This is a genomic window from Puia dinghuensis (assembly GCF_014642875.1).
Taxonomy (GTDB): Bacteria; Bacteroidota; Bacteroidia; order Chitinophagales; family Chitinophagaceae; genus Puia; species Puia dinghuensis.
Genome location: NZ_BMJC01000006.1, coordinates 317,264 through 341,024, shown reverse-complemented (window position 1 = coordinate 341,024; position 23,761 = coordinate 317,264). Strand labels below are relative to the sequence as shown.

General features: G+C 52.4%; 23 protein-coding genes and 1 riboswitch. Of the genes, 15 read left to right on the top strand and 8 right to left on the bottom strand.

The window, feature by feature from the left end; genetic code table 11:
- Positions 1–34: 34 nt before the first annotated feature.
- Positions 35–757: a YebC/PmpR family DNA-binding transcriptional regulator gene (locus tag IEY39_RS26645; RefSeq protein ID WP_188937391.1), complete on the bottom strand. Its 723-nt coding sequence runs from the start codon at positions 755–757 to the stop codon at positions 35–37.
- A 60-nt stretch (positions 758–817) separates the two neighbouring features.
- Entirely contained in the window at positions 818–2,302 is a 1,485-nt protein-coding gene (locus IEY39_RS26640) for an amino acid permease (protein WP_188937390.1), read from the bottom strand.
- A 200-nt stretch (positions 2,303–2,502) separates the two neighbouring features.
- Here IEY39_RS26640 and IEY39_RS26635 point away from each other — a divergent pair, with 200 nt between their 5' ends.
- From IEY39_RS26635 to IEY39_RS26615, 5 genes are read left to right on the top strand one after another with little or no spacing between them, the layout of a single operon-like run.
- Positions 2,503–3,747 (top strand): dicarboxylate/amino acid:cation symporter, encoded by a 1,245-nt coding sequence (locus IEY39_RS26635; RefSeq protein WP_188937389.1) that lies wholly within the window; start codon positions 2,503–2,505, stop codon positions 3,745–3,747.
- A 4-nt stretch (positions 3,748–3,751) separates the two neighbouring features.
- The gene (locus tag IEY39_RS26630) at positions 3,752–4,456 is read left to right on the top strand and encodes a DedA family protein (RefSeq protein ID WP_188937388.1); all 705 of its coding nucleotides are present in this window, start codon (positions 3,752–3,754) and stop codon (positions 4,454–4,456) included.
- 6 nt (positions 4,457–4,462) lie between these two features.
- A complete protein-coding gene (locus IEY39_RS26625; protein WP_188937387.1) occupies positions 4,463–5,704 on the top strand; it encodes an MFS transporter in 1,242 nt (413 codons plus the stop codon).
- Positions 5,705–6,709 (top strand): glycosyltransferase family 9 protein, encoded by a 1,005-nt coding sequence (locus IEY39_RS26620; protein ID WP_188937386.1) that lies wholly within the window; start codon positions 5,705–5,707, stop codon positions 6,707–6,709.
- A gap of 21 nt (positions 6,710–6,730) precedes the next feature.
- On the top strand, positions 6,731–7,693 hold the full coding sequence (locus IEY39_RS26615) for a DUF3667 domain-containing protein (RefSeq protein WP_188937384.1): 963 nt from the start codon (positions 6,731–6,733) through the stop codon (positions 7,691–7,693).
- Between the two features lie 47 nt (positions 7,694–7,740).
- Here the strand turns inward: IEY39_RS26615 and mdh are convergent, their stop codons facing one another.
- Positions 7,741–8,670, bottom strand: a complete 930-nt coding sequence (mdh, locus tag IEY39_RS26610; RefSeq protein ID WP_188937383.1) for a malate dehydrogenase — start codon at positions 8,668–8,670, stop codon at positions 7,741–7,743.
- 37 nt (positions 8,671–8,707) lie between these two features.
- Positions 8,708–9,247 (bottom strand): TlpA family protein disulfide reductase, encoded by a 540-nt coding sequence (locus tag IEY39_RS26605; protein ID WP_188937382.1) that lies wholly within the window; start codon positions 9,245–9,247, stop codon positions 8,708–8,710.
- Positions 9,248–9,373: 126 nt separating this feature from the next.
- On the opposite strand from IEY39_RS26605, the gene IEY39_RS26600 reads away from it, so the two are divergent.
- From IEY39_RS26600 to accC, 4 genes are all read left to right on the top strand, one after another.
- Entirely contained in the window at positions 9,374–9,727 is a 354-nt protein-coding gene (locus tag IEY39_RS26600) for a BlaI/MecI/CopY family transcriptional regulator (protein WP_188937381.1), read from the top strand.
- Between the two features lie 66 nt (positions 9,728–9,793).
- On the top strand, positions 9,794–10,357 hold the full coding sequence (gene efp, locus IEY39_RS26595) for an elongation factor P (RefSeq protein WP_188937379.1): 564 nt from the start codon (positions 9,794–9,796) through the stop codon (positions 10,355–10,357).
- 131 nt (positions 10,358–10,488) lie between these two features.
- Positions 10,489–10,977 (top strand): acetyl-CoA carboxylase biotin carboxyl carrier protein, encoded by a 489-nt coding sequence (gene accB / locus IEY39_RS26590; protein ID WP_188937377.1) that lies wholly within the window; start codon positions 10,489–10,491, stop codon positions 10,975–10,977.
- Between the two features lie 19 nt (positions 10,978–10,996).
- Positions 10,997–12,334 carry an acetyl-CoA carboxylase biotin carboxylase subunit gene (gene accC / locus IEY39_RS26585; RefSeq protein WP_188937375.1) on the top strand — a complete coding sequence of 446 codons (1,338 nt, stop codon included), beginning with the start codon at positions 10,997–10,999 and terminating at the stop codon, positions 12,332–12,334.
- Here the strand turns inward: accC and IEY39_RS26580 are convergent.
- Positions 12,331–13,560, bottom strand: coding sequence for a 4-hydroxy-3-methylbut-2-enyl diphosphate reductase (locus IEY39_RS26580; protein ID WP_188937374.1), 1,230 nt, complete (start codon positions 13,558–13,560; stop codon positions 12,331–12,333). The two genes, accC and IEY39_RS26580, sit on opposite strands and share 4 nt — an antisense overlap.
- A 67-nt stretch (positions 13,561–13,627) precedes the next feature.
- On the opposite strand from IEY39_RS26580, the gene IEY39_RS26575 reads away from it, so the two are divergent.
- Complete coding sequence (locus IEY39_RS26575) at positions 13,628–14,908, top strand: alpha-amylase family glycosyl hydrolase (protein ID WP_188937372.1); 1,281 nt, start codon at positions 13,628–13,630, stop codon at positions 14,906–14,908.
- 42 nt (positions 14,909–14,950) lie between these two features.
- On the opposite strand, the gene IEY39_RS26570 is transcribed toward IEY39_RS26575, so the two are convergent.
- The gene (locus tag IEY39_RS26570; protein WP_188937371.1) at positions 14,951–16,462 is read right to left on the bottom strand and encodes a Do family serine endopeptidase; all 1,512 of its coding nucleotides are present in this window, start codon (positions 16,460–16,462) and stop codon (positions 14,951–14,953) included.
- Between the two features lie 192 nt (positions 16,463–16,654).
- Positions 16,655–17,650 carry an aldehyde dehydrogenase family protein gene (locus IEY39_RS26565; RefSeq protein WP_188937369.1) on the bottom strand — a complete coding sequence of 332 codons (996 nt, stop codon included), beginning with the start codon at positions 17,648–17,650 and terminating at the stop codon, positions 16,655–16,657.
- Positions 17,651–17,737: 87 nt separating this feature from the next.
- On the opposite strand from IEY39_RS26565, the gene IEY39_RS26560 reads away from it, so the two are divergent.
- From IEY39_RS26560 to IEY39_RS26545, 4 genes are all read left to right on the top strand, one after another.
- Complete coding sequence (locus tag IEY39_RS26560; protein WP_188937368.1) at positions 17,738–18,085, top strand: 4Fe-4S dicluster domain-containing protein; 348 nt, start codon at positions 17,738–17,740, stop codon at positions 18,083–18,085.
- Positions 18,086–18,284: 199 nt separating this feature from the next.
- Complete coding sequence (locus tag IEY39_RS26555) at positions 18,285–19,277, top strand: D-alanine--D-alanine ligase (protein WP_188937366.1); 993 nt, start codon at positions 18,285–18,287, stop codon at positions 19,275–19,277.
- 25 nt (positions 19,278–19,302) lie between these two features.
- The gene (locus IEY39_RS26550; RefSeq protein ID WP_188937364.1) at positions 19,303–20,130 is read left to right on the top strand and encodes a PASTA domain-containing protein; all 828 of its coding nucleotides are present in this window, start codon (positions 19,303–19,305) and stop codon (positions 20,128–20,130) included.
- Between the two features lie 15 nt (positions 20,131–20,145).
- Positions 20,146–20,454, top strand: a complete 309-nt coding sequence (locus IEY39_RS26545) for a rhodanese-like domain-containing protein (RefSeq protein ID WP_188937363.1) — start codon at positions 20,146–20,148, stop codon at positions 20,452–20,454.
- 17 nt (positions 20,455–20,471) lie between these two features.
- Here the strand turns inward: IEY39_RS26545 and IEY39_RS26540 are convergent, their stop codons facing one another.
- Positions 20,472–22,727: a TonB-dependent receptor gene (locus tag IEY39_RS26540; protein ID WP_188937361.1), complete on the bottom strand. Its 2,256-nt coding sequence runs from the start codon at positions 22,725–22,727 to the stop codon at positions 20,472–20,474.
- A gap of 55 nt (positions 22,728–22,782) precedes the next feature.
- A riboswitch (TPP riboswitch) is annotated at positions 22,783–22,888 on the bottom strand.
- 119 nt (positions 22,889–23,007) lie between these two features.
- Between IEY39_RS26540 and IEY39_RS26535 the strand changes: the two genes are divergently transcribed.
- Positions 23,008–23,730, top strand: coding sequence for a head GIN domain-containing protein (locus tag IEY39_RS26535; protein WP_188937360.1), 723 nt, complete (start codon positions 23,008–23,010; stop codon positions 23,728–23,730).
- The last annotated feature ends 31 nt before the right edge of the window (positions 23,731–23,761 follow it).

Genomic DNA, 23,761 nt, shown 5'->3' with positions numbered 1-23,761 from the left:
GGCCGCGCAAAATACATTGGCGACGGCCCTTCGACTATTTTAAGTTGTAGAAGACTTTCTGTACATCTTCGTCCTGCTCCAGCTTGTCTACCAGCTTCAATACTTCCTGCGCCTGCTCTTCCGGCAGCTCGACTGTACTGGTGGGTATCCACTCGATCTCCGAACTGATAGGCGTGATACCTTTTTCTTCCAACGCCTTCTGCATACTGCCAAAGTCAGGGAATGCCGCCCGCAGGACGATCACCGGCTCGTCATGTTCACCCGTCCCTTCGCCCATTTCTTCCAGCCCATGGTCGATCAGTTCCAACTCGAGATCATCCATGTTCAGGCCTTCCGGTTTTAACTTGAAGACCCCCATTTTCTTGAACTGGAAGCTTACGCTGCCGCTGTTGCCCAGCGTACCGCCCAGCTTGTTGAAATGCGATTTGACATTGGCCACCGTGCGGACATGGTTATCCGTCGCCGTCTCCACCAGGATGGCTACACCATGCGGCCCATAGCCTTCATAGAGAATTTCGTCGTAGTTCTCCATTTCCTTGCCCTGAGCCCGCTTAATGGCGGCCTCCACCCTGTCCTTGGGCATGTTGACGCTCTTCGCATTCTGAAAACAACGACGCAATGCCGGGTTGGTGGCAGGGTCGGGGCCTCCGGCCTTCACGGCAATGGCGATTTCCTTTCCGATGCGGGTAAACTGTTTGGCCATCCGGTCCCACCGGGCAAACATCGTGTGCTTTCTTACTTCAAATATGCGACCCATAAAAACTACTTCTTTTTTATTGCGGGGGCAAATTTACGCTTTTTGCCGTGTCGCAAAAAACTACGCTTTTAGTCTGCTGTTGTTTTTACTGTACCCAAAATAGATGATCAATCCTATTACCATCCATATCAATGCCGTTATCTGGGTGGCGGAATCCAGCCCGACGATCATGGCAGCACAGACGAGCGCTCCCAGGATGGGCACCACCGGCACGAGTGGGGTCTTGAACGGACGGGGACGGTTCGGATCACTCCCGCGCAGGATCACTACTCCGATGCTGACGAGGATGAAGGCAAACAGAGTGCCGATGCTGGTCAGATTGCCGGCTACGCTCTCCGGTACAAAGCCGGCGAACAGGCCTACAAAGACAAACAGCAGCATATTCGACTTATACGGAGTGCGGAATTTGGGGTGGAGCGCGCAAAATACCTTGGGCAGCAATCCATCGGTAGCCATCGTATAAAATACCCGGCTTTGACCAAGCAACATCACGAGGATCACGGAAGAGAAGCCGGCTAGGATGGCGATCGTTACCAGAATCGACAACCAGTGATAACCATGCATATAGGTCTCGATGGCATAGGCGACAGAGGCCTCTTTACCCGCCTTGACAAAGTCCGTATAGGGCGCAACGCCGGTGAGTACCCAGGAGAACAATACATATAGGATGGTACAGATCACCAGGGAACCCAGGATGCCGACTGGCATATCTTTGGTAGGGTTCTTGGCCTCCTGTGCGGCGGTGGACACGGCGTCAAAACCGATAAAGGCAAAGAATACGATGCCCGCACCCGAGAGTATGCCGCCCCAGCCATGCCTGAAAAAGCTGGTATAGGAATAAAGCGTTCCGTCCCGCATCTGGGCAGGAGGCGCATCCGCGGGGATCACATAGGGATGGTGATTGCCGGGGTTGACGAAGCTCCAGCCGATGGCGATGAATACGAGTACGATGGTTACTTTTATAATGACAATGATGGTATTCACCGTCGCGGATTCCGCCGTACCCCTTATCAGGAGCAGCGAAAGTGCCAGCAGAATGATCAGCGCGGGAATATTGATGATCCCGTGATGCATCACCCCGGCGGTGTCCAGCACCCGCTCAAAAGGCGAATGGCACCATTCGAAGGGAATGCTCCCCCCCACGAGCTTATTGAGGTATTCGCTCCAGGAGATGGAAACCGTGGCGGCGCCCAACGCATATTCCAATACGAGGGCCCAGCCAATGACCCAGGCTACCAGTTCGCCCATGGTAGTATAAGCATAGGTGTAGGCGCTGCCTGCGATGGGGATCATCGAAGCGAACTCCGCGTAGCAAAGTCCGGCAAAGGCACAACCAAGGGCGGCTACCATAAAGGAGATTGTTACAGCCGGACCGGCATGCTCACCGGCCGCAGCGGCTGTCCGTACGAACAGCCCGGCGCCGATAATGGCGCCGATACCCAGGGCGATGAGGCTCCCGGCACCGAGCGTCCGCTTCAGACCATGCTCCGAGTCCGCTGCCTGCGCTACGAGGGCATCCAGGGATTTCTTTCGGAATAAACTCATAAATAGCTTGTTTTGATAATAATTTTCAAATAAGATGACATGTGATGACTAGGGCCGAAAGTAAACAAATATTTAATACTCGAACCCAATTCTTTAACGAAAATTCGCTGCAGCCAACGGGCCCGCGGGCGATTTTTAGCATTAAAGTTTTGTCAAATCAATAATTTTCGATTGTTTGCAGGACAAAGGACAGGATTCGAATGCCAAAAATCAGTCTTACGGGATGGATCATGATCGCCATGGTAGCAGGAGTGTTGCTGGGGCTTTCGATACATTATAATAGTTCGGCGGCCGCGATAGACGGCTTTACTACCGTCTTCGGCATCGTCACCGACGTCTTCCTCCGGATGATAAAGATGATCATCGCTCCCCTGGTCTTTTCTTCTCTGGTTGTCGGTATTGCGAAATTGGGAGATATCAAAGCCGTAGGCCGCATTGGCGGCAAAACCCTTCTGTGGTTTATGTGCGCCTCCTTACTATCTCTGCTGCTGGGCCTGATCATCATGAACAGCCTGTCCCTGGGCAGCGAGCTCAATCTTCCCATACCCCCTTCGACTGCCTCTACAGGTATCGACGCCAGTACACTCACTTTTAAAGGATTCATCACCCATATCTTCCCCCGCAGCATCTTTGAAGCCCTGGCGGGCAACGAGATTCTGCAGATCGTCGTCTTCTCCGTATTTTTCGGCATCGCCACCGCTTCTATCGGCGAACAGGGAAAGATCGTCATCAAGGCGCTGGATGCCGTCACGAATATCATCCTGCGTGTCACGGGTTATGTCATGTATTTTGCCCCGGTAGCGGCCATGGCGGCTATCGCCTCCATCATGGCGATAAAAGGTCCCGAACTACTGGTGACGTATGGTAAATTCATCTTTAGCTTTTACCTCACCATCCTTGGCTTGTGGTTGATCCTGCTGCTTGTCGCATCGTTTTTTATCGGTCGCCGGGTCATCGATCTGGCCCTCAACGTCAAGGACATGATCCTTCTGGCCTTTAGTACGGCCTCCTCGGAAGCGGCTTTCCCCCGGCTGATCGTCGAGCTGGAGAATTTCGGCTGCTCTCCCAGGATCGTAAGTTTTGTCCTGCCCCTGGGTTACTCCTTTAACCTTGATGGCAGCATGCTTTATATGACCTTCGCCTCCCTGTTTATTGCCCAGGCCTATGGAGTGCCGCTGACCCTGGGACAGGAATTATCCATGTTGCTGGTGCTGATGCTGACCAGCAAGGGCATCGCCGGCGTACCGCGGGCAGCCCTGGTCGTAATAGCAGGAACCCTTTCTTTATATAATATTCCTCAACAGGGTTTGTTACTTTTGCTGGGCATCGATCAGGTCCTGGACATGGCTCGCAGCGCTACCAATGTATTGGGCAACAGCATTGCCGCCGCGATCGTGAGCAAATGGGAAGGAGAACTCGAAGAAACCGCCGTCAATATAAAATAAACTTATGCTCCAGCTTTTAACCATTCACTTAAAAGACCTGATAAATCCCGACTTCTACATCAACAACGGCGGCTTATGGGTACTCTTGTTTATTGTATTTGCAGAAACCGGGCTGATGTTCGGCTTCTTCCTGCCCGGCGACAGCCTGTTGTTCGTAGCAGGTATCTATAGCGAAAAACTCATCGGCAGCATCATCTCCGGCGGCACCGGCAGTGAATTTCTCGATCTCATCGTCCTCTGGCTGCTGGTCTCCATATGCGGCATCATCGGCAACGCCCTGGGATATTGGTTTGGTAATAAAAGCGGCCCCTTCCTTTTCCACCGGAAGGACAGCCTGCTCTTCAAGAAAAAATACCTCTTCCAGGCTAAGGAGTTCTATGACAAACATGGGGGAGAAGCCATCGTCTTCGCCCGCTTCCTGCCCATTGTCAGAACCTTCGCGCCCATCATTGCCGGCATCGTGGCAATGGACAAAAAGAAATTTGTTCTCTACAATGTCGTTGGCAGCCTCGCGTGGGTATTCGCCATGCTCTTTGCCGGGCACTACCTGGACAAGCTCTTCATGACGAAATTCGGGTTCGATCTTAAAAAACATCTGGAAGTGATCGTCATCGGCATCGTCGTCATCACTACCGCTCCTGTCCTATATAAACTCTTTTTCGGCCGGAAGAATACTGCTCCTGCCGAAGATCCCTATCAAAAATCTTAAATCCTCATGGAGAAAAAAGCCCCTTCTCTTTTCAACCTGGCGGTAATAGTCGGCGCGCTGGGTTATTTTGTCGACGTATATGATCTTTTGTTGTTCAGTATTATCCGCATCCCTTCGCTCAAAGGTCTCGGCCTCAGCGCCGCTGACATCGACAGTAAAGGCGGGGACATCCTCAATATCCAGATGCTGGGCCTGCTCATCGGCGGCATCATCTGGGGTATCCTCGGCGATAAAAGAGGCCGGCTCAAAGTGCTGTTTGCTTCGATCATCCTGTATTCCCTGGGCAGCATCGCCAATGGTTTCGTTCATACCCTCGGCCAGTACGAGGCGGCGCGTTTTATCACTGGTCTCGGCTTGGCGGGCGAACTGGGCGCCGGTATCACGCTTGTCAGCGAAATAATGCCAAAAGAACGCCGGGGCATTGCCACCTCCCTTGTTGCCGGCATCGGCCTCAGCGGGGCCGTATTTGCGTATTTTATCAAGGCGCAGTTCGGCGTGGGTGGGGATGGCTGGAGAACATGCTATTTCATCGGTGGCGGCCTGGGTTTCCTCCTCTTGTTACTCCGCATCGGCGTGCTCGAATCCGGGATGTACAAAAGCATGCATGACACCAAGGTCAGCAAAGGCAACTTCCTGGCGCTTTTTACCAATGGCCAGCGGTTTAAGAAATACATCACCGCTATCCTCATCGCCCTGCCCAACTGGTATGTCATCGGCATCCTGATCACCTTTTCGAATAAGTTCGGTTCTATTATGAAGGTCACCGGACCGGTGGACCCCGGCTATGGCATCATGGTCTCCTACGCCGCCATCTCCATCGGGGACGTCGCCATCGGCTTTATCAGCCAGTGGTTTAAAAGCCGTAAAAAATCCCTCTGGCTCTTCAATGCGATCACGATCGTTTCCGTCATCGCCTTTTTCAATATGCAGGGGCAATCACCCACAGCCGTATACTGGGTATGTGTATTCCTGGGCCTGGGTACGGGCTTCTGGGCCATGTTCGTGACGATGGCCGCCGAACAGTTCGGGACCAATATCCGCGCCACTGTCGCCACTACCGTTCCGAATATGGCGCGCGGCTCACTCGCTGTCATCGTGTCTCCGCTGTTCAAGGCCTTACTGCCCAGCCAGGGGTATTTCAACGCAGGGTGGATCACCGGGATCATCGTTTTTGCCATATCCTCCATTTGCCTGGCGATTACCCCCGAAACCTTTGGAAAAGATTTGAATTATATTGAGCCACTATAGATGAAGTTTTTGATCATTCGTTTCAGTTCCATCGGTGACATCGTGCTTACGACACCGGTGGTCCGTTGTCTGAAGAAGCAGGTTGTCACGGCCGAAGTGCATTATCTCACCAAGGCCGCCTTCCGGCCCATCCTGGCGGCTAACCCTTATATTGATAAGATCCATTGTCTCGGGAACGATCTCGACGGGCTCATCACGACGCTGCGGCAAGAAGATTATGATTATATCATCGATCTGCACCACAATCTCCGCACCATCAAAGTAAAAAAAGGACTAAAAAAGCAATCCTTCTCCTTCGACAAGCTGAACATACAAAAATGGCTCTATACTAACTTCAAGATAAACAGGCTCCCGCCGGTGCACATCGTCGATCGCTATCTCGATACGGTGAAGACCTTTGGTATAAAGAACGATGGCGCCGGACTCGATTACTTCATCCCGCCCGGGGATGAACTAAAACCGGAAGACATCCCTACTTCGCATCAGGCCGGGTATATCGGCCTGGTCATTGGCGCGGCCCTGGCGACAAAGCGCCTTCCCTTGCACAAGCTGCAAACCATCTGTAAAGAGACCCGCCATCCCATTATCCTGCTTGGCGGACCCGAAGACGCCGACATCGCCAAACAGCTTTCCGCCATCGATCCGGTGAAGATCTACAACGCTTGCGGGCTTTTCAACATCAATGAGTCGGCGGCGCTGGTGCGCCAGGCCAGGCTCATCGTCACCCATGACACCGGGCTGATGCACATCGCGGCGGCATTCAAACGCCCTATTGTCTCCATCTGGGGAAATACCGTTCCGGAATTCGGGATGTATCCTTACTATGGTGAAAATTATTTATATCATTTCAGGGGCGGGTTGCTGGGCGACAAACCCGATGTTATTATGGAGGTAAAAGGCCTCTCCTGCCGCCCCTGTTCGAAGATCGGGTATAACAAATGTCCGAAGGGACATTTTAAATGTATGGAGAAGCAGGCGGTTGACCGGATTTTTCAATATTTTTAGGAAAAAACCCCCAGTAAGAGAATGCCTCGCCGTCATCATCTTCGGCATGACAAGACTTGCCTCAATTGCGGGGCGACTGTAGAAGAGCGATTCTGCACCCGCTGTGGCCAGGAGAATATCGAACCCACAGAAACGGTAGGTCACCTCGTAGGTCACTTTTTTGCCGACATCACCCATTTCGACAGCAAGCTGTTCATTACAGTGAAGGACCTCATCCTCCGGCCCGGTTTCCTCACCCGGGAATATGTCGCCGGCCGGCGGGCCAGCTACCTGAACCCCATCCGCATGTATATCTTCATCTCTGCGATGTTCTTTCTCGCCGTGTTCGCCGGGAGGGAAGGAACCGACAAGCCGCACGATGACCCGCCGCAAAAGGTGAAACCCGGAGAGGAAACGCTGAATATAACAATGCGCTCCTTCGGGATGGTGATCTTCGATCTGGAGGAATACAAATACCGTAATATCCACGAATACGACTCTATTCAGCAAAACCTCCCCGATACCGCAAAGGCAAAAGACAAGGGCATCGAGCGCTGGATGATGCGACACAATCTCGGGGTGAAAGAAGCGCATAATGGCAACGGGAAAATCCACCTTGAGATAGACATCCATCACGATATCCCCAAACTGATGTTCATTCTCCTGCCACTGTTCGCATTATACGTGGGGTGGTTCTATAGCCGAAAAAAGTACTATTACGTCAATCACGCCATATTCTCCGTGCACTACCATTCCTTTGTCTTCCTTATGCTGCTGGTCTTTCTTCTCCTCGGCAGGCTCATCCCGGGAGAATGGTCCGGCCTCCTTCTGGGAGTCATTTCAATGCTGGGGGCCTTCGGCTACCTCGTGGCTTCGCTGCGCGGCATGTACGGGCAATCCTTCTGGGTTTCGCTGGGCAAAGGGCTTGCGATCGGATTCATCTATTGGGTCACGCTGATCATTGCGATGAGTGTCCTGATGGTGCTCACGTACGTCTCCTTATAAAAAGGCCACCCCGAAGGGGCGGCCCGATGAAACTATATCATTAAAGACTACAACGTCTTCAATACGTCATTCATGCTGCGCACGGCGTCGGCGCTCTTGTTGAAGAGCGCCTGCTCTTCGGCGTTGAGGCCGAAGTCCAATATCTTCTCCCAGCCGTTTCTGCCAATAACCACCGGCACGCCAAGACAGATATCCTTCTGACCATATTCCCCATTGAGCGAAACACAGCAGGTAAACAGCTTCTTCTCGTCGCGCAGGATAGCTTCCACCAGGGCTGCGCCGGCTGCACCCGGAGCATACCAGGCCGAGGTTCCGATGAGTTTGGTCAGGGTAGCGCCACCGACCATGGTATCGGCTACGATCTGCTTTTGCTGATCGGCGCTCAAAAACTTCGTTACAGGCACGCTGTTCCACGTAGCCAAACGGATCAGCGGGATCATCGTGGTATCGCCATGGCCGCCGACTACTACCGCGTTAAGGTCGGCCGGGCTGCAACCCAGGTGTTGGGAAAGTTGATATCTGAAGCGCGCGCTGTCCAGCGTGCCACCCATCCCGATGATGCGGTTCTTGGGCAGGCCGGTAGCGGTCAGCGTGAGATAGGTCATGGTATCCATCGGGTTGCTGATGATGATCAGGATGGCATTGGGCGAATATTTCAGGATGTTTTCCGCTACGCCCCTTACGATACCGGCGTTGGTGCCGATGAGTTCCTCGCGCGTCATACCCGGTTTGCGGGGAAGGCCGGAGGTCACCACCACCACGTCGCTTCCTGCTGTTTTGGAATAATCATTGGTGCTTCCGGTGATGCGGGTGTCGAAACCCAGCAGCGCGGCCGTCTGCATCATATCCTGGGCCTTTCCTTCTGCTAATCCTTCCTTGATGTCCAGCAGCACCAATTCTTCTGCCAATGCTGCACGGGCGATATTATCGGCACAGGTAGCGCCTACGGCGCCGGCGCCTACAACCGTAACTTTCATCTGTAAAATATTTGAGTGATAAAATTAATGACTACTACTACTTCTTCTTTTCCTTAAAGGCATTCATCAGGGTATCTACTTTTTGCGTCCCCTCGAAAGTGGTGATCAGGTTGCCCTTTTTGTCATACAGGGCCAGGTAAGGTAGATTGTGGATATTATAATAAGGCGGTAGGAAGAATTTCTCATCCCGGCCTATTTTAATATTCGGATGTTCGAAAATGCGATAGTGCTCGTTGAATTCCTTCATCTCCGAAAAAGGCTGATAAGTAGCCATCACGATCTCGATATCTTTAAACTTGTTGAAGTTGGAAAGGAAGGATTCGATCTCATGCTTGCAGTGCTCGCAATCCGGGCTGAAATACATGATTATCGTCTTGCGGTTCTTTTTGATATCATCCTTGGTGAGGTAGGTGGCGCTGTCCAGTTTTAAGAGATGAAAGGGTGGGATCGTTGGAAATTTGAGATAGGGCGCCTGGGTATTGGCAGGGTCGGTGGCCGGCTGGTTTGGTCGGGTCGGCTGCGCATGCAGAAAATGACAACAGGCGATGGCCATCAGGGCCAAAAATGCTTTTTTCATCTTTTATAAAATAGTTTACAAGGGAAATCCGCTGCAAAAGTAACACTCAGAAGGTCAAACGGAAAAGCGAAAATTTTATTTGTTTATTACGAAAATTTCGTAGGTTTACGAAAACATCGTAATAGTATGGAGAAACTTAGCCGCCAGGAAGAAGAAGCCATGCAAGCCATTTGGAAGGTGGGGGAGGGCAATATCAAACTCTTTCTCGAGCATCTGCCATCGGCAACCATGCCTTATACGACTCTTGCTTCGACTATTAAGAACCTGGAAAAGAAAGGTTTTTTGGCAAGCCGGCTCATCGGCAATGCCTATTTATACAAACCGCAGATCTCGGAAGACGAATACAAAAAGAAATTTATGAGCGGCTTTGTAAAGGAATATTTCGCCGATTCCTATAAGCAGCTCGTCAGTTTCTTCGTCGAGGAAAAGAAGCTCGGTGCAAAAGAATTGAAGGAGATAATCGATCTCATCGAAAAGTAGCCGAAGTTTGTCACATAGGGATTTTGACGTAAATTTGCACCCTAACGCAAAAATTTTACCGCTTTTATGGCAAATACGGCAGATATCAGTCGTGGTATGATCATCAAATTAGATGGCAGTTTGTATACCGTTGTAGAGTTCGGAGAGAACAAGACCGCCCGGGCAGCGGCAAAAGTCTGGGCTAAGCTGAAAGGAGTAGACAACAGCCGCTCCATCGAAAAGACCTGGAACAGCGGTGACACCATCTTTCCCGTTCGCGTTGAAAGAAAAGCCTACCAATACCTCTATAAGGATGACACTGGCTACAATTTCATGGACAACGAAACCTTTGAACAGATAGCCTTGCAAGAACACCTGATCGATGCCCCTCAATTCCTGAAGGAAGGCCAGGAAGTCTCTGTGCTGATCAATACCGAGTCCGAACAGCCGATGAGCGTGGAATTGCCTGACAAGATCGTCGTTACCGTCACCTATTCCGAGCCGGGGGTAAAAGGAGATACGGCTACCCGTACTCTTAAGCCTGCGACAGTAGAGACGGGTGCTACCGTCCACGTGCCCCTGTTTGTCAATGAAGGGGAGCTGATCCGCATCAACACAAAGACCGGCGAATACGTCGAAAGAGTGAAGTAAATGTTTGGAGGGAATTTGCAACTTCGGTCGGCGACCGGGAGTGTAATTTATTTATTTTCACCGGTGTTTTTGGGTATATTTAGCTATAATCCCTATTTTAGCCGCCCAATTTAACTGTAAATTCATCCAATATGGATTTTAAACAGATTCAGGAGTTGATCAAGATGATCAACAAGTCTAATATCGGAGAAGTAAGCATTGAAGAGAAAGGATTTAAATTGACCATCAGACAAAAAGAAGAACCTGTTCAACAGGTGATAGCGGCACCCGTACACACGCAACCGATAGCTACCATGGCTGCGCCCCCCGTTGTTGCTGCCCAGCCCCAGCCCGCTCCGGCGGCGGAAAAACCTGCCAAGGCGCCCGAAGCTCCGGCCGGCAACACCGTCACCATAAAAAGCCCCATGATCGGCACCTTCTACCGGAGCCCCTCACCGGATAAGCCTTCTTTTGTCAATGTAGGCGACGAGATCGCACCCGGCAAAGTGGTCTGCATCATCGAAGCCATGAAGCTCTTTAATGAGATTGAGAGCGAGGTGCAGGGTAAAATTGTAAAAGTGCTGGTGGAAGACGCTTCCCCGGTTGAGTACGACCAGCCCCTGTTCCTGGTAGAACCTTGATTATCCTTAAATAACAAGAATGTTTAAAAAGATACTTATTGCCAACCGAGGAGAGATCGCCCTCAGGGTCATTCGTACCTGTCGCGAGATGGGTATTAAGACTGTAGCGGTCTACTCCACGGCGGATAAGGAAAGCCTGCATGTCAAGTTTGCGGATGAAGCGGTATGTATAGGAAAGCCCGCCAGTTTCGACTCGTATCTGAATATCCCACATATCATGGCCGCCGCGGAGATCACCAATGCGGATGCCATCCACCCCGGTTACGGGTTCCTCGCGGAAAACGCACGGTTCGCCGAGATCTGCGGTGAACATGAAATAAAATTCATCGGCCCCACACCTGCCATGATCAACTCCATGGGTGACAAGATCACGGCTAAGGAGACCATGATCAAGGCAGGAGTTCCGGTAGTACCCGGTGGCGAAGGACTCCTGGAAAGCCTCGACGAAGCTAAGAGCATGGCGAAAGACGTGGGGTATCCCATTATCCTCAAAGCCACTGCCGGCGGTGGTGGAAAAGGCATGCGGGTAGTGTGGGAAGAGGCTGACATGGAAAGGGCTTATAACACGGCCAAGGCCGAAGCGGGCGCCGCCTTTAAGAACGACGGCATCTACATGGAGAAGTTTGTCGAAGAGCCCAGGCACATCGAGATCCAGGTAGCAGGCGATCAATATGGAAAAGTCTGCCACCTCAGCGAGAGGGATTGCTCCATCCAACGCCGCCACCAGAAACTGGTGGAAGAATCCCCTTCCCCCTTTATGACGCCCGAACTGCGTCAGCGCATGGGTGAGGCAGCCATCAAAGCGGCCTCTGCTATCAATTACGAAAGCGTAGGGACGATAGAATTCCTCGTGGACAAGCACCGCAATTTCTACTTCATGGAGATGAATACCCGTATCCAGGTGGAACATTGCGTGACGGAAGAAGTAGTCAATTTCGATCTTATAAAAGAACAGATAAAGATAGCCGCCGGCGACACCATCAGCGGACTTAACTACGAGCCCCAGGGGCATGCTATTGAGTGCCGTATCAACGCAGAAGACCCCTATAATGATTTCAGACCCTCACCGGGACGAATCACCGTCCTGCATCAGCCGGGCGGCCATGGGATTCGCGTCGACTCCCACGCTTACGCCGGTTATACCATCCCGCCGTACTACGACTCCATGATCGCCAAGATCATTGCCGTCGCCCGCACCCGGGAGGAAGCGATCAACACCATGCATCGCGCGCTTAGCGAATATGTCATCGAGGGGATAAAGACGACCATTCCCTTCCATCTTCAACTGATGAAGGATGAACGTTTCCGCAGCGGTGACTTCAACACCAAATTCCTCGAATCGTTCAAGATGGTTTAGCCGCCAAAGCTTTCCACCAGTGACTCAACGGCTTCCCCAGCATCATAGTAACCGGCGATCTTCCGGATCACGGCTTCTACCAGCGCGTCCGGACAGGAGGCTCCACTGCTGATCAGTATCCGTACGGGTCGCCGCTCGGACAGCCACCCCGTTTGCTGTTTCTCCCGTTTGGTATGAAAATCATAATGCAGGATCTCCTGCGGCGAAAGGATCTTTTCTTCTGAAGAAATGAAATAGGTAGGCATTTTTTCCTCGCACAGCTCCACCAGGTGCGAGGTGTTGGAGGAGTTATAGCCTCCCACGACGATGGCCAGGTCGGCGGGGATATCGAGCAAGCCCGTTACGGCGGACTGATTGTCCAGCGTGGCGTAGCAGAGCGTGTCCCGGGTGTCCGCGAAGTGCTTTTCCACCGTCGCCTCTGTCAGTCCATATAACTCTATCATCGTTTGTTTCAGATAATCCGCAATGGCCTGGGTGTCGCTTGCCAGCATCGTGGTCTGGTTGACGACGCCGATGCGTACGAGATCGCGCTGCACGTCAAAGCCCGTACTATACTGGCCGTTGAACCGGGTGTAGAAACCGGCCGGGTCCTTGTGTCCCCGGATATATTCCGCCAGTTCGCGGGCCTCGGCCATGTCCTTTACAACGACCGTAGGCGTCTCTGCCGCGGCATGAGAGAAGGTGGCCCTCGTCTCTTCATGACCCGGTTTGCCATGAACGATGATAGTATAGTCCTTCCGCGCGATCTGCGCGCTTCGGTTCCAGACCTTTTCGACAAAGGGACAGGTGGTATTGTATTTTTCCGTTTGGATGCCGATGTCCTGTAATTTCTGTTCTATCTCCAGGGTAGTGCCGAAGGCTGGAATGATGACAATATCTTCCGCTGTCAGTTCCTCGAAAGGCAACAACTGCCGGCCTTGGGTATCCTGCAGGAAACGCACCCCCCTGGACTGCAGATCGGCATTCACCTGGGGATTGTGGATCATTTCGCTGAGCAGAAAGATCCGTCTTCCGGGATTGTCGTCTATCGTGCGGAAAGAGATCTCGATGGCATTTTCCACCCCGTAGCAGAATCCGAAATGTCTTGCCAGATAGATATGTAATTCGCCCAGGTTGAGCAGGGTAGGGGCAAAATCCTTCTTCATTTTATCCTGCTGCCTGCGCTGGTTCTTGATGGCGGAGATCAACGGACTACGGTAAATGATCGGAATATCGAAGTTCTTCATGACCCACAAAGGTACAAAAAGACATTTTTCCCATATCTTGAGGTACGAATAAAGCTTCAGCAATATTATGAGTGACACATTTCGCCCGGTAGACTGGATCTATTCCTCCAACATCTATGAAGTAAACCTTCGCCAATACACGCCCGAGGGCACCATCAAGGCCTTTTCCCGCGAACTGCCGCGGCTGCGTGATATGGGGATAGACGTCCTCTGGTTCATGCCTATCACCCCCATCAGCGCGGAGAAACGCATCGGCTCCCTTGGCAGCTACTATGCCTGTTCGGATTATACGAGCATCAATCCCGAATACGGCACGATGGAGGATTTTATCGCGCTGGTAAAGGAAGCGCATACCCTTGGATTCCGGGTCATTCTCGATATCGTCGCCAATCATACGGGCTGGGATCATCACTGGACCCGCGAGCATCCCGATTACTACCGGCGCAACCAGGAGGGACAATTCTATGACCCCCATGGCTGGGCCGATGTCATCGATCTGAACTATGACAATCCCCGGCTCCGCCAGGCCATGATCGACGTGATGCGATTCTGGATCGGGAAATGCGATGTCGACGGCTTCCGCTGTGATATGGCCATGCTGGTGCCCCTGGATTTCTGGCGGGAGGCGCGGCAGGCGCTCGATCCCTTAAAGCCTTTGTTCTGGCTGGCGGAATGCGAAGAGATAGCCTATCACGAGGTGTTTGACGCCACCTACACCTGGAAGCTCCTGCATAAGATGGAAGCGGTGTGGCGCACCGAATCACCTGTCGCCGGTCTCGATGAAGTGCTGGAGTATTACGATACGATGTTTCCCGACGACGGCCTTCGCGTTTACTTCACCACCAACCATGACGAGAATTCTCACAGCGGCAGCGAATTCGAACGGATGGGCGGCATGGCCAGGGCTTTCGCCGTCCTGTGCTGTACGTGGAATGGGCTCCCGCTCATCTATAGCGGTCAGGAATTGCCCAACTACAAGCGGTTAAAATTCTTCGACAAGGACCAGATCGACTGGACGGGCAGATATGAGATGCACGGCTTCTACCGGACGCTGTTGCAATTGCGCAAAAGGAACCCCGCCCTGCGATCGGGCGACCCCGCCGTAACCCTGCACCGCCTGCACACTTCCCTCGACGATCGCAGCTTCGTCTTTGCCCGCCGCGCCGGCGATGACCTCGTACTGGTAGTGCTAAACCTTTCGGCCGCAGAGCTTACCCTTCCCGTTGCCCAACTGCTGATACATGGCTCTTACCGCGAAGCCTTCACCGGTACCTGGCTTGATCTGCCCGCCGCGGGCAACCTCGTCCTCCCGGGCTGGGGCTATGCGGTGTATGAGAAAACAAAATAGGCTGGTCCGCAGACCAGCCTATGAAAAAAGTTATCGGTTCTCTTATCGGCCCGATGCAAGACGCAGCGGATACGTGTAAACTCCTTCATAGCCGGGGAAAACACCTTCCAGCTTCACCGTGCCGCTGGACTTGCCCAGGATGCGTTGGAAGTCTTCCAGATCCTTTACTTCTTCCCCGTTTGCCTTCAGGATGATGAATCCTTCCTGTATCCGGGATTTGTCCATCAGTCCGTTTTCAGTGACGGATTTTACCACTACGCCACCCTTTACATCCAGGTTGGCTGCGTCCTTCTTGCTCAGTGTTTCCAGTGTAGCACCCAGCTTATCCAGCATAGAGGTCTTGATAATGGCCGTGGAGGTGCTACCCGAATTATTGCTCAGGGTCACCGGGATCGTGTATTCCTTTCCGTCCCGTTTGTACGTAACCTTGATCTTGTCACCAGGGCTATAGGTAGCGATCTTACCCACCATTTCGGCGCCTGTGCTGACCTCCTCATCGTTTATTTTCGTAATGATATCACCCTGTTTGATGCCGGCATGTGCTGCGGGACCATCTGGGGTAACGGTCCAGACATAAACGCCCTCGCCGTCCTTGATACCGTTTTCTTTCTTCTGTTCATCGCTCATGTCATCCCGGGGATAGGAGATGCCCAGATAAGCCCGTTGCGGCGTACCGAATTTCATGATATCGTTCACCACCTTCTTTACGATGTTGACGGGGATGGTGAAGGAATAACCGGCATAGGAGCCCGTGGGTGAAGCGATGGCGGAATTGATACCGACCAGTTGTCCGTCCGTGTTGATCAGCGGACCGCCGCTGTTACCGGGGTTGACGGCAGCGTCTGTCTGGATAAAGGATTCAACCGGGGTCTGGCTCTGGCGCCTGTTGATGTCCAGTGTCCTTCCCTTGGCGCTGACGATACCGGCCGTAACCGTCGTCTCGAGCGTCAGCGGATAACCGACAGCCAATACCCATTGGCCTACTTTCACATCATCGGAATTACCATACAGCAGGAAAGGCAGGTTCTGCGCATCGATCTTTACGACGGCCAGGTCGCTGCTGGGGTCTGAGCCTACCACCTTTGCCTTAAACGACTTGCGGTTGCTTAACGTGACAGTCACCTCATCGGCGCCATCGATCACGTGGTTGTTGGTGACGATGTATCCATCGTTGCTGATGATCACCCCCGAACCGGAAGCCATCTCGGGCAGGCTGCGCATCCCATTGCCATTGCCAAAGAAATCATCGGGGTCGATGCCGAACAGGTCGGAGAATGGATTATGCTTGGGAAGATTATTGCTTACTGTACGAATGGTCTTCGTCTTGATATGAACCGTCGCTGGAATGGCTGCGCTAGCCGCGTCGACGAAATCGGTTGGGGGATTGGCGCTTTTCCGGCCTTCAAAGAATTTGGCATAGTTGGATGGTACCTTGCCGGAGTCCTGGGAGTAATAATAGGTTTTACCATTGGTAAAATGATTATAACCCCACATGGTAGCCACAGCGGTTGAAGCACTGATCAGGATAACCGCTACTACTTGTTTTGCTCTCATTTGATAATTTTTTATCTGAAACAAATTAACGTCAACGTTCGATCAATATCTATACCATCAAGTCAGTTTAACAAATGTTTTACTAAGACCTTCGTAGATCGACGCAAACTCACTCCTAAAATACGAATTTAAAGGCAGATTTTCTGCTCCGCCTGACAGTCCTGCATCCCCGTCTGTCAAAAATTCCCTTTATTACAACCCCCGCAAAAATTCCAGGGTATCAATGCCGTCCGCATAGTCTTTCAGCCCCGGTTGTTGCGCCATGCCAAACGGAACGTATCCCCGGCCGACGAGGCATTGGATCTCGCCGGAGGCCTCCGGCAGGGCAGGTGTTTCTCCCGGACGGTAATACACATAATGCAAAACGCTGATAGGACTAAAGGGCGATTCGTTCCCGGTGAGCAGTATCGCCCCGTTGGTCATGTAATACTTTTTGTTGAGGATCAGCAGGGTCAGCTGGTAATCGTAATTGTGCTTGTATTTTGTGAGGTCGGAAAGGTATTGGTATTTCTTAAATGCCTCCAGCAGGGGCAGAAAGTCATAGTTCTCCGGCACTGCTATCTGGGTGACGTTGCGGCAGCCCAGGCCAAAATACAGGCTCACGTCGTCAGCGAGCGCCTCCAACTCCGCCCGGCTTTCTTCGCCGGTGAGGATGGCCACCGAAGTGCGGTTGCGTCGGATGAGGTGAGGGTACTTCCCGAAGTAATATTCGAAATACCGGGCGGAATTATTGCTACCCGTGGCGATGTAAGCGTCACACCCGTTGAGCCGGTCGCCAAATCCGATGTAGTCTGCGACCCTCGTATCCGCCGCGATCAGCTTTTCGACCAGATGACGGATCAGTACTTCGTCGCGGCCCGAGGGTTTTATCAACTGCCGGTGGCCGGAAATGAATATCGACAGCAGGTCGTGAAACCCGACGAGCGGGATATTCCCGGCCATGATGAGCCCCACTGTCCGGGGTGCTGCCTGATGGGCGGGGAGGGCATAGTCATTTGCCCAGGCTTCCAGTTTGTCCCGGTGGAGAAAATTGACGGCTATCTGCCTCACCGCTTCATCGATGAATTCGGGGATGAACCAGCCGTTAAGGACATGCGCCTTTTTCTTTGCGGCTTCCCAGGCCGGTGCCGCAGAAAGACAGTATTCTCCCAGTTGGGCCAATAAATCTATTCGTTGTTCTAAATACATAAATCCACATTATATTTGCCTAGCGGAAGAATGTCCGCAAAAATAAAGCGCAAGTTAAACTTTAATCACTCCCTAATTCTCAAAAAAATGGCTATCAAGATAACAGAAGAATGCATCAATTGCGGCGCTTGCGAACCGGAGTGCCCGAATAATGCTATCTATGAAGGAGGTGTAGAATGGGCGATCACCGATGGTACCAGCGTGAAAGGATCTTTTACCCTACTCGACGGTACGGTGATCGACGCAGCCCAGCGTAATGCACCGATCAGCGTGGATACTTATTTTATCGTTCCTAATAAATGCACGGAATGTCAAGGTTTCCATGAGGAGCCGCAATGCGCGGCCGTTTGCCCGGTGGACTGTTGCGTACCCGACGAAATGTACCGGGAGACAGTAGAAGAGCTCCTTGCCAAAAAGGAAAGGTTGCACATCTAGGCCTGTGGATAATTTGCGGTCTTAATATTTGCTTTGTGCCGGGAATTGCCTAACTTAGGATTACTATTTCGGGTTTGTTAAAGTAGCCTTGTGCTACTTAAAAATAGGCGGGTGATATTTCCCGTCATAAAAGGGTGAAGGAGATTGAAGAAACCTTCACCTTTCTTATTTTTGCCCCATACCAAAAATCTTTTCTTGAATGAAGCCCATCATCGCCTTTGTTACCGGCGGGTATTCCGGTGAATCGGTTATTTCCTACAAAAGCGCCATCACCATTCAGAACAATCTCGATTACGATCGCTATACGGTTTACCGCATCGACATCACGCCCGAAAGCTGGTTTCACGCAATGGCCGACGGTACAAAGATCGAAGTCGACAAGAATGACTTCTCGCTTACCATCGCCGGCAAAAAGATCCGCTTTGACGCCGTCCTCATCGGCATCCATGGAACACCCGGTGAAGATGGCAAGCTCCAGGGATATTTCGATCTGATGGGTCTGCCCTATACGAGTTGCGATGCCGCCGTCTCCGCCCTCACTTTTAACAAAAGGTTCACGGTGGCGGTAGCGGCCTTCAACGGGATCAACGTTGCGCGATCGTTATTGCTCATCAAGGACAGGTTGGAGAGCCCCGACGAAGTGACCCGTCATCTGCAATTCCCCGTATTTGTAAAGCCCAACAACGGCGGAAGCAGCATCGGAATGTCGAAGGTGAATAACCCTTCGGAAGAACTGGGCGCCGCCATCGAAAAGGCCTTTCGCGAAGATGACCAGGTGCTCATCGAGGAATTTATAGCCGGCCGCGAATTCACCATCGGCGTATTTCGGTCGAAAGGGGAGATCATCACCCTTCCCTTCACCGAGGTGAGGAGCAAAAAGGAATTCTTTGACTACGAAGCAAAATATACGGCAGGGATGAATGAAGAGACCACCCCGGCGCAGGTGGATGAGGCGATTGCCGCCAAGGTGCGGGCCGCGGCCAAAAAGATTTACCAGGTTTTTAACTGCAGCGGCATCATCCGCATCGATTTCATCTACAACGAGGCAAAGGGTGAGCCTTACATGCTGGAGATCAATACGGTTCCCGGTCAGAGCGAAGCCAGTATCGTGCCTCAGCAGTTGCGGGTCTTTGGCTGGTCGCTAAAGAATTTCTATTCGGCGCTCATCGAAGAGGCTTTGGCACGCAAATAGCATAAAAAGCGTATTTTACAGCACCATGTTTAAGTTCATCACTTCCAAGCCGCTCTGGGTCAATATGTTAGCAGGCGTCGTCCTACTTTTGCTGCTCCTGCTTCTCTTTCTCGGCTCCCTTGCCCTCCTGACTCAGCATGGCAAGACTATGAAGATACCATCCGTCACCGGTCTTTCGTTCGACGAAGCCAGGAAGACCCTGCAATCCCAGGGCTTCGAGGTGCAGATCCAGGACTCCGTGTACAATGATACCATGCGGCCGCTGCAAGTAGTAAAGCAATTCCCGGAAGCGGACAACCAGGTGAAGATAAACCGAACCATCTACCTGACTATCAATCGCTCTCAGGCTCCCTTTATCCAGATGCCCAATCTGGTGAGCATGAGCTTCCGCAATGCGGAGATGATCCTCCGGCAATACGGGCTCAAATTGGGGGATACCATCTTCAAGCCCGACTTTGCCCGCAACTCCGTTCTTGAACAACAATATAAAGGAGCAGCGATCAAACCCGGCACCCAGATACAGCAAGGCAGCGCTATCGCCCTGGTGCTGGGCAACGGCATTGGCGGCGGCCAGGGGTTTATCGTCCCTGACCTGTTTGGCCTCACCTATCTGCAGGCCAAGGCCCGCCTCGACTCGATGGGGATCTCTTTTGGCGCCGTGGTGCCCGGGAAAGATGTCCGGGATTCGGCCGAAGCCTTTATCTTCTGGCAAGACCCGCCGCAGCTCAACGAGGATGGTTTGCCCAACCGCATCCGTCCCGGTCAGAGTATCGATATCAAACTGCAGGCCCAGCGGCCGGCTCGCGGTGGAGATTCAACCCAACAAGCCCCTGCCCCCAGCGGCTATCAATAAGTTAAAAACAAGGATATGCAAGCTATTTCTGTTGAAGAAGTGAAATCCCGGCTCGATGCCGGCGAATCCCTGCATCTGGTGGATGTGCGTGAACCTGTCGAACATGCCGAATTCAACATCGGCGGTATCCTTCTCCCCCTGGGCCGTGTTCGGATGATGGAGACAGACGATATCGATCAATGGAAAAATGATGAAGTTATTTGCTATTGCCGCAGCGGCAACCGCAGCGGCCAGGCGTGTATGATCCTCGAGACGGCTGGTTTTACCAATGTCAAAAACCTCACCGGCGGCATGCTCACCTGGATGGAAAGGATAGGTTCCTGATGGCCCGGAGGGCTTTATTACAGCTTAATATTCACCGCCACCATAAAATTCGTCCCCGCCATCGGGAATACGAAGTTGTCCGTCTGCAGCTGACCGCCGGAGATATAGCTGGTGGTATAGCCGTTGGGTGTATATCTTTTGTTGAAGACATTGTTTAGTTGAAAGATGATGTCGGTCTCCCGGGACAATTTGTTGGTCAGGGTGTACACCGCCCGCAGGTTCTGTACGTAATATCCATCCAATTTGCGGTTCTCCTGTTGAGCATTGTCCAGGTATTCCTTGCTGACATATTTTGCGGGCAGGCTCAGCGTAAAATGCCTCCCCGGCATGAAATTGAGTGTGGCGGCTCCGACCACAGCGGGAGAGAAAGCGATGGTTGTCGTGTTGTAGGCATGGCTCACCTGTCCGCCGTTGTCATAGTTATTGTCATACTCGACATAGTTGAAGGCCTTGTTTTGGCTGAGGGCCAGATTGGCGTCAACGGACAGCCAATTTACCGGCTTCGCGCTCCCCTGCAGCTCGATGCCCAGCCGGTAGCTCCGCGCGATGTTGCTCCGGGTATAATCGCCTACATCATTGATCTTGCCCGTCAACACCAGCTGGTTGTGGTAGAGCATATAGTAACCTGTGACACCCCAGGAATATTTCAGTCCCCTCCGCTGCAGTCCCAGTTCAAAATCATGTAACCGCTCGGGTTTCGGCTGGTCGTTGACACCGGCCTCAAAATCTTCCCGGTTGGGCTCGTGACCGGCCATCGCATACGAGAAATAGGCCTGCCAGTTGTAGTGGGTATAGGTAATACCCGCCTTCGGGTTGACGAAATTGTATTTGGGATGCACCAGGATGGCGGGGTTATCGTCAAAGCCGTCCAACTCATAATCCAGATGACGCCATTGCACATCGGCAAAGCCCGTCCAGTGCTGCCCAAACTGCTGCTGCCACTTGGCATACACGTTATAGTCGATCTTTATCGCCGGCTCGTAATAATACCGGTAGTCATCCGGGAACCCGCCATTGGCGGCCCAGAGGACATACCCGTAGTGTTTACCGTCATACCGGTCGTAGCCACCCCCCAGGATCAATTCGGTGTTATTCCGTTTATATTGCAGGGAGAGCACGCTGCCATAGAAATAATTGTCCAACCACCGCTGCCTGATGAGGTTGGTGCTTTGAAGCGTATCGGCGCCGATGATATAAGGCGGCAGGCCATACGATGTATACTTGGCATTGGCGGAATCCCCCTGGTCGTGGTATTCCTGGAAGTAACCATAACCACGGGTGAGAAAAACAGCGCTGTTGAATGTCAGTTCGTTGCTCCACTGGTGATTGAAGAACAGCTGATAGTGGTTTTGCCAGTAGTTGTCCGTCTGATCTTTGTAAGTAAAGTAATTGTAGGTGCGGTTGCTGCTGCGAAAAAGATTCAGCGAATCCTGTTGATTAAAGTAAAGCGACCCGATATTGTTGTCATAATGCTGCTGCAAGGCCGTCTGGTTGCCATCCCATTTGGCCTGTGGGATACCGTTCCAGGCCTGGTAGGTCTTTTCCTTGCCTTGCAGGATGTTGAAGCGCAGCGAAGAGTTTTTATCATACCAGGCGGCGGAGAAATACAATGATCGCAGGTCGCTGGTGGCGCGGTCGATATAGCCGTCGCTGGCAATCCGGGAAAGCCGCATGTCGATGGTGAAATGGCCGTCTATCAGTCCTGAACCGGCTTTCAGCGTATTCTTCCAGGTATTGAAGCTGCCAAAGCTGTTGTTAAACTCTGCATAGGGTTTCTCGTTGAATTCATTGGTAGAGAAGTTGATCGTTGCGCCGAAAGCGCCCGCTCCGTTGGAGGATGTCCCCACCCCGCGCTGGATCTGGATGCTGTTCACCGAAGAGGCGAAGTCGGGGAGATCGACAAAAAAGATAGCCTGTTCTTCCGCATCGTTGTAGGGGATGCCGTTTAGCGTCATGTTTATCCGGGAGTCATCGGTGCCCCTGATATAAATTCCGGTATAGCCCACTCCGTTGCCGGCATCGGAGTTGATGACGACCGATGGCGTCTGGTTCAGCAGGAAGGGCAGGTCCTGGCCAATATTGGTCTTTTCTATCTGTTGCCTGTTGAGATCGGTCTTGGTAAAAGGGGCCTTTTCGCCAGCCCGCAGCGCCCGTACTTCTACAGGCTGCAAAAAGAGCTTCAGGGAATCCTTGGGCAAGGCCGACAGGGGCGTTTGGGCATTCAGGGTCGCGACGGCTGTCAAAAGGCTGATCAGAGCCAAAAACTTCTTCATAATGCTTTGGTTGTGATGCAAAATCCAGGAGAACGCCGCGAAAGGAGAGTAATAAAATAGAGGAGATCACCTTCCCTGCGCAGGCATTACCCTGATCAGGTTCTGCGGGTATTTTCTCAGCCACCCTGCCTGCCGGCAGAATAGCACCCCGAGGAACAGACCGCAAAGATAGGTGTTTTTGGCGCTGCATCCGGTGTTTTTTGGCTGCACCTGTAACTTTTGGCGGCCCGTCTTCGTCCCAACTAAGCACCCATAACCGGCGCACCATAAAACAACGTTTATGAAAAATGCCCTGCTGCTAACCCTTTTTGCCTTTGCAGGCCTATTGTCCCTTGCCCAAAACGGGAAGGTGATCAACGACGGAAATGCACGAAAACGCAATGTCCAGGGTTTTCACGGTATCCATATCGCGAGCGGTATCGACCTCTACCTGAGCCAGGGCAATGAGGAAGCCGTCGCGGTCAGCGCCGCCGACCCGGAATGGCGCGATCGCATCATCACCCAGGTGGAGAACGGCATCCTTCATATCTATATCGAAGAGCATGGCTTCAATTGGTGGAATTTTGGCCGCCGGCATATGAAAGCCTATGTCTCCTGTAAGCAGATCGATCAGTTGTCCGCCTCCGGCGGCAGCGACGTTTATATCCAGGATGCCCTTCATTCCGACCGGCTGCAGATGCACCTTTCGGGGGGCAGCGACCTTCGGGGCAGAATGACGGTAGGCGACCTTTCCATCACCCAGTCGGGAGGCTCCGATTCCTATGTCAGCGGCTCGGCCGGCACCCTCTTTGTCCATGCCAGCGGCGGCAGCGATTATCACGGCTATGAGTTGGCCGCCGATAATTGCCAGGTCGAAGTCAGCGGCGGTGGTGATGCCTATCTCACCGTCAATAAGGAGTTGACCGCTCATGCCAGCGGTGGCGGCGATATCCATTATAAAGGCAGCGGTGTAGTGCGGGAGTCTCATACCAGCGGAGGCGGAAGCGTCTCGCGCCGGGACTAAAATTGGCTTAACTTAGCGCAAACGACCACCC

What these genes read in the sequence shown, in the direction of transcription:
- IEY39_RS26545 (WP_188937363.1), top strand. Translation starts at nt 20,146, where the DNA reads ATGCAAGCTATTTCTGTTGAAGAAGTGAAATCCCGGCTCGATGCCGGC.
- IEY39_RS26615 (WP_188937384.1), top strand. Translation starts at nt 6,731, where the DNA reads ATGCCTCGCCGTCATCATCTTCGGCATGACAAGACTTGCCTCAATTGC.
- IEY39_RS26635 (WP_188937389.1), top strand. Translation starts at nt 2,503, where the DNA reads ATGCCAAAAATCAGTCTTACGGGATGGATCATGATCGCCATGGTAGCA.
- IEY39_RS26580 (WP_188937374.1), bottom strand. Translation starts at nt 13,560, where the DNA reads ATGAAGAACTTCGATATTCCGATCATTTACCGTAGTCCGTTGATCTCC.
- IEY39_RS26645 (WP_188937391.1), bottom strand. Translation starts at nt 757, where the DNA reads ATGGGTCGCATATTTGAAGTAAGAAAGCACACGATGTTTGCCCGGTGG.
- mdh (WP_188937383.1), bottom strand. Translation starts at nt 8,670, where the DNA reads ATGAAAGTTACGGTTGTAGGCGCCGGCGCCGTAGGCGCTACCTGTGCC.
- IEY39_RS26565 (WP_188937369.1), bottom strand. Translation starts at nt 17,650, where the DNA reads ATGTATTTAGAACAACGAATAGATTTATTGGCCCAACTGGGAGAATAC.
- IEY39_RS26555 (WP_188937366.1), top strand. Translation starts at nt 18,285, where the DNA reads ATGAAGCCCATCATCGCCTTTGTTACCGGCGGGTATTCCGGTGAATCG.
- IEY39_RS26625 (WP_188937387.1), top strand. Translation starts at nt 4,463, where the DNA reads ATGGAGAAAAAAGCCCCTTCTCTTTTCAACCTGGCGGTAATAGTCGGC.
- IEY39_RS26620 (WP_188937386.1), top strand. Translation starts at nt 5,705, where the DNA reads ATGAAGTTTTTGATCATTCGTTTCAGTTCCATCGGTGACATCGTGCTT.
- IEY39_RS26630 (WP_188937388.1), top strand. Translation starts at nt 3,752, where the DNA reads ATGCTCCAGCTTTTAACCATTCACTTAAAAGACCTGATAAATCCCGAC.
- accB (WP_188937377.1), top strand. Translation starts at nt 10,489, where the DNA reads ATGGATTTTAAACAGATTCAGGAGTTGATCAAGATGATCAACAAGTCT.
- IEY39_RS26570 (WP_188937371.1), bottom strand. Translation starts at nt 16,462, where the DNA reads ATGAGAGCAAAACAAGTAGTAGCGGTTATCCTGATCAGTGCTTCAACC.
- IEY39_RS26605 (WP_188937382.1), bottom strand. Translation starts at nt 9,247, where the DNA reads ATGAAAAAAGCATTTTTGGCCCTGATGGCCATCGCCTGTTGTCATTTT.
- IEY39_RS26640 (WP_188937390.1), bottom strand. Translation starts at nt 2,302, where the DNA reads ATGAGTTTATTCCGAAAGAAATCCCTGGATGCCCTCGTAGCGCAGGCA.
- IEY39_RS26600 (WP_188937381.1), top strand. Translation starts at nt 9,374, where the DNA reads ATGGAGAAACTTAGCCGCCAGGAAGAAGAAGCCATGCAAGCCATTTGG.
- efp (WP_188937379.1), top strand. Translation starts at nt 9,794, where the DNA reads ATGGCAAATACGGCAGATATCAGTCGTGGTATGATCATCAAATTAGAT.
- IEY39_RS26540 (WP_188937361.1), bottom strand. Translation starts at nt 22,727, where the DNA reads ATGAAGAAGTTTTTGGCTCTGATCAGCCTTTTGACAGCCGTCGCGACC.
- IEY39_RS26550 (WP_188937364.1), top strand. Translation starts at nt 19,303, where the DNA reads ATGTTTAAGTTCATCACTTCCAAGCCGCTCTGGGTCAATATGTTAGCA.
- IEY39_RS26575 (WP_188937372.1), top strand. Translation starts at nt 13,628, where the DNA reads ATGAGTGACACATTTCGCCCGGTAGACTGGATCTATTCCTCCAACATC.
- IEY39_RS26560 (WP_188937368.1), top strand. Translation starts at nt 17,738, where the DNA reads ATGGCTATCAAGATAACAGAAGAATGCATCAATTGCGGCGCTTGCGAA.
- IEY39_RS26535 (WP_188937360.1), top strand. Translation starts at nt 23,008, where the DNA reads ATGAAAAATGCCCTGCTGCTAACCCTTTTTGCCTTTGCAGGCCTATTG.
- accC (WP_188937375.1), top strand. Translation starts at nt 10,997, where the DNA reads ATGTTTAAAAAGATACTTATTGCCAACCGAGGAGAGATCGCCCTCAGG.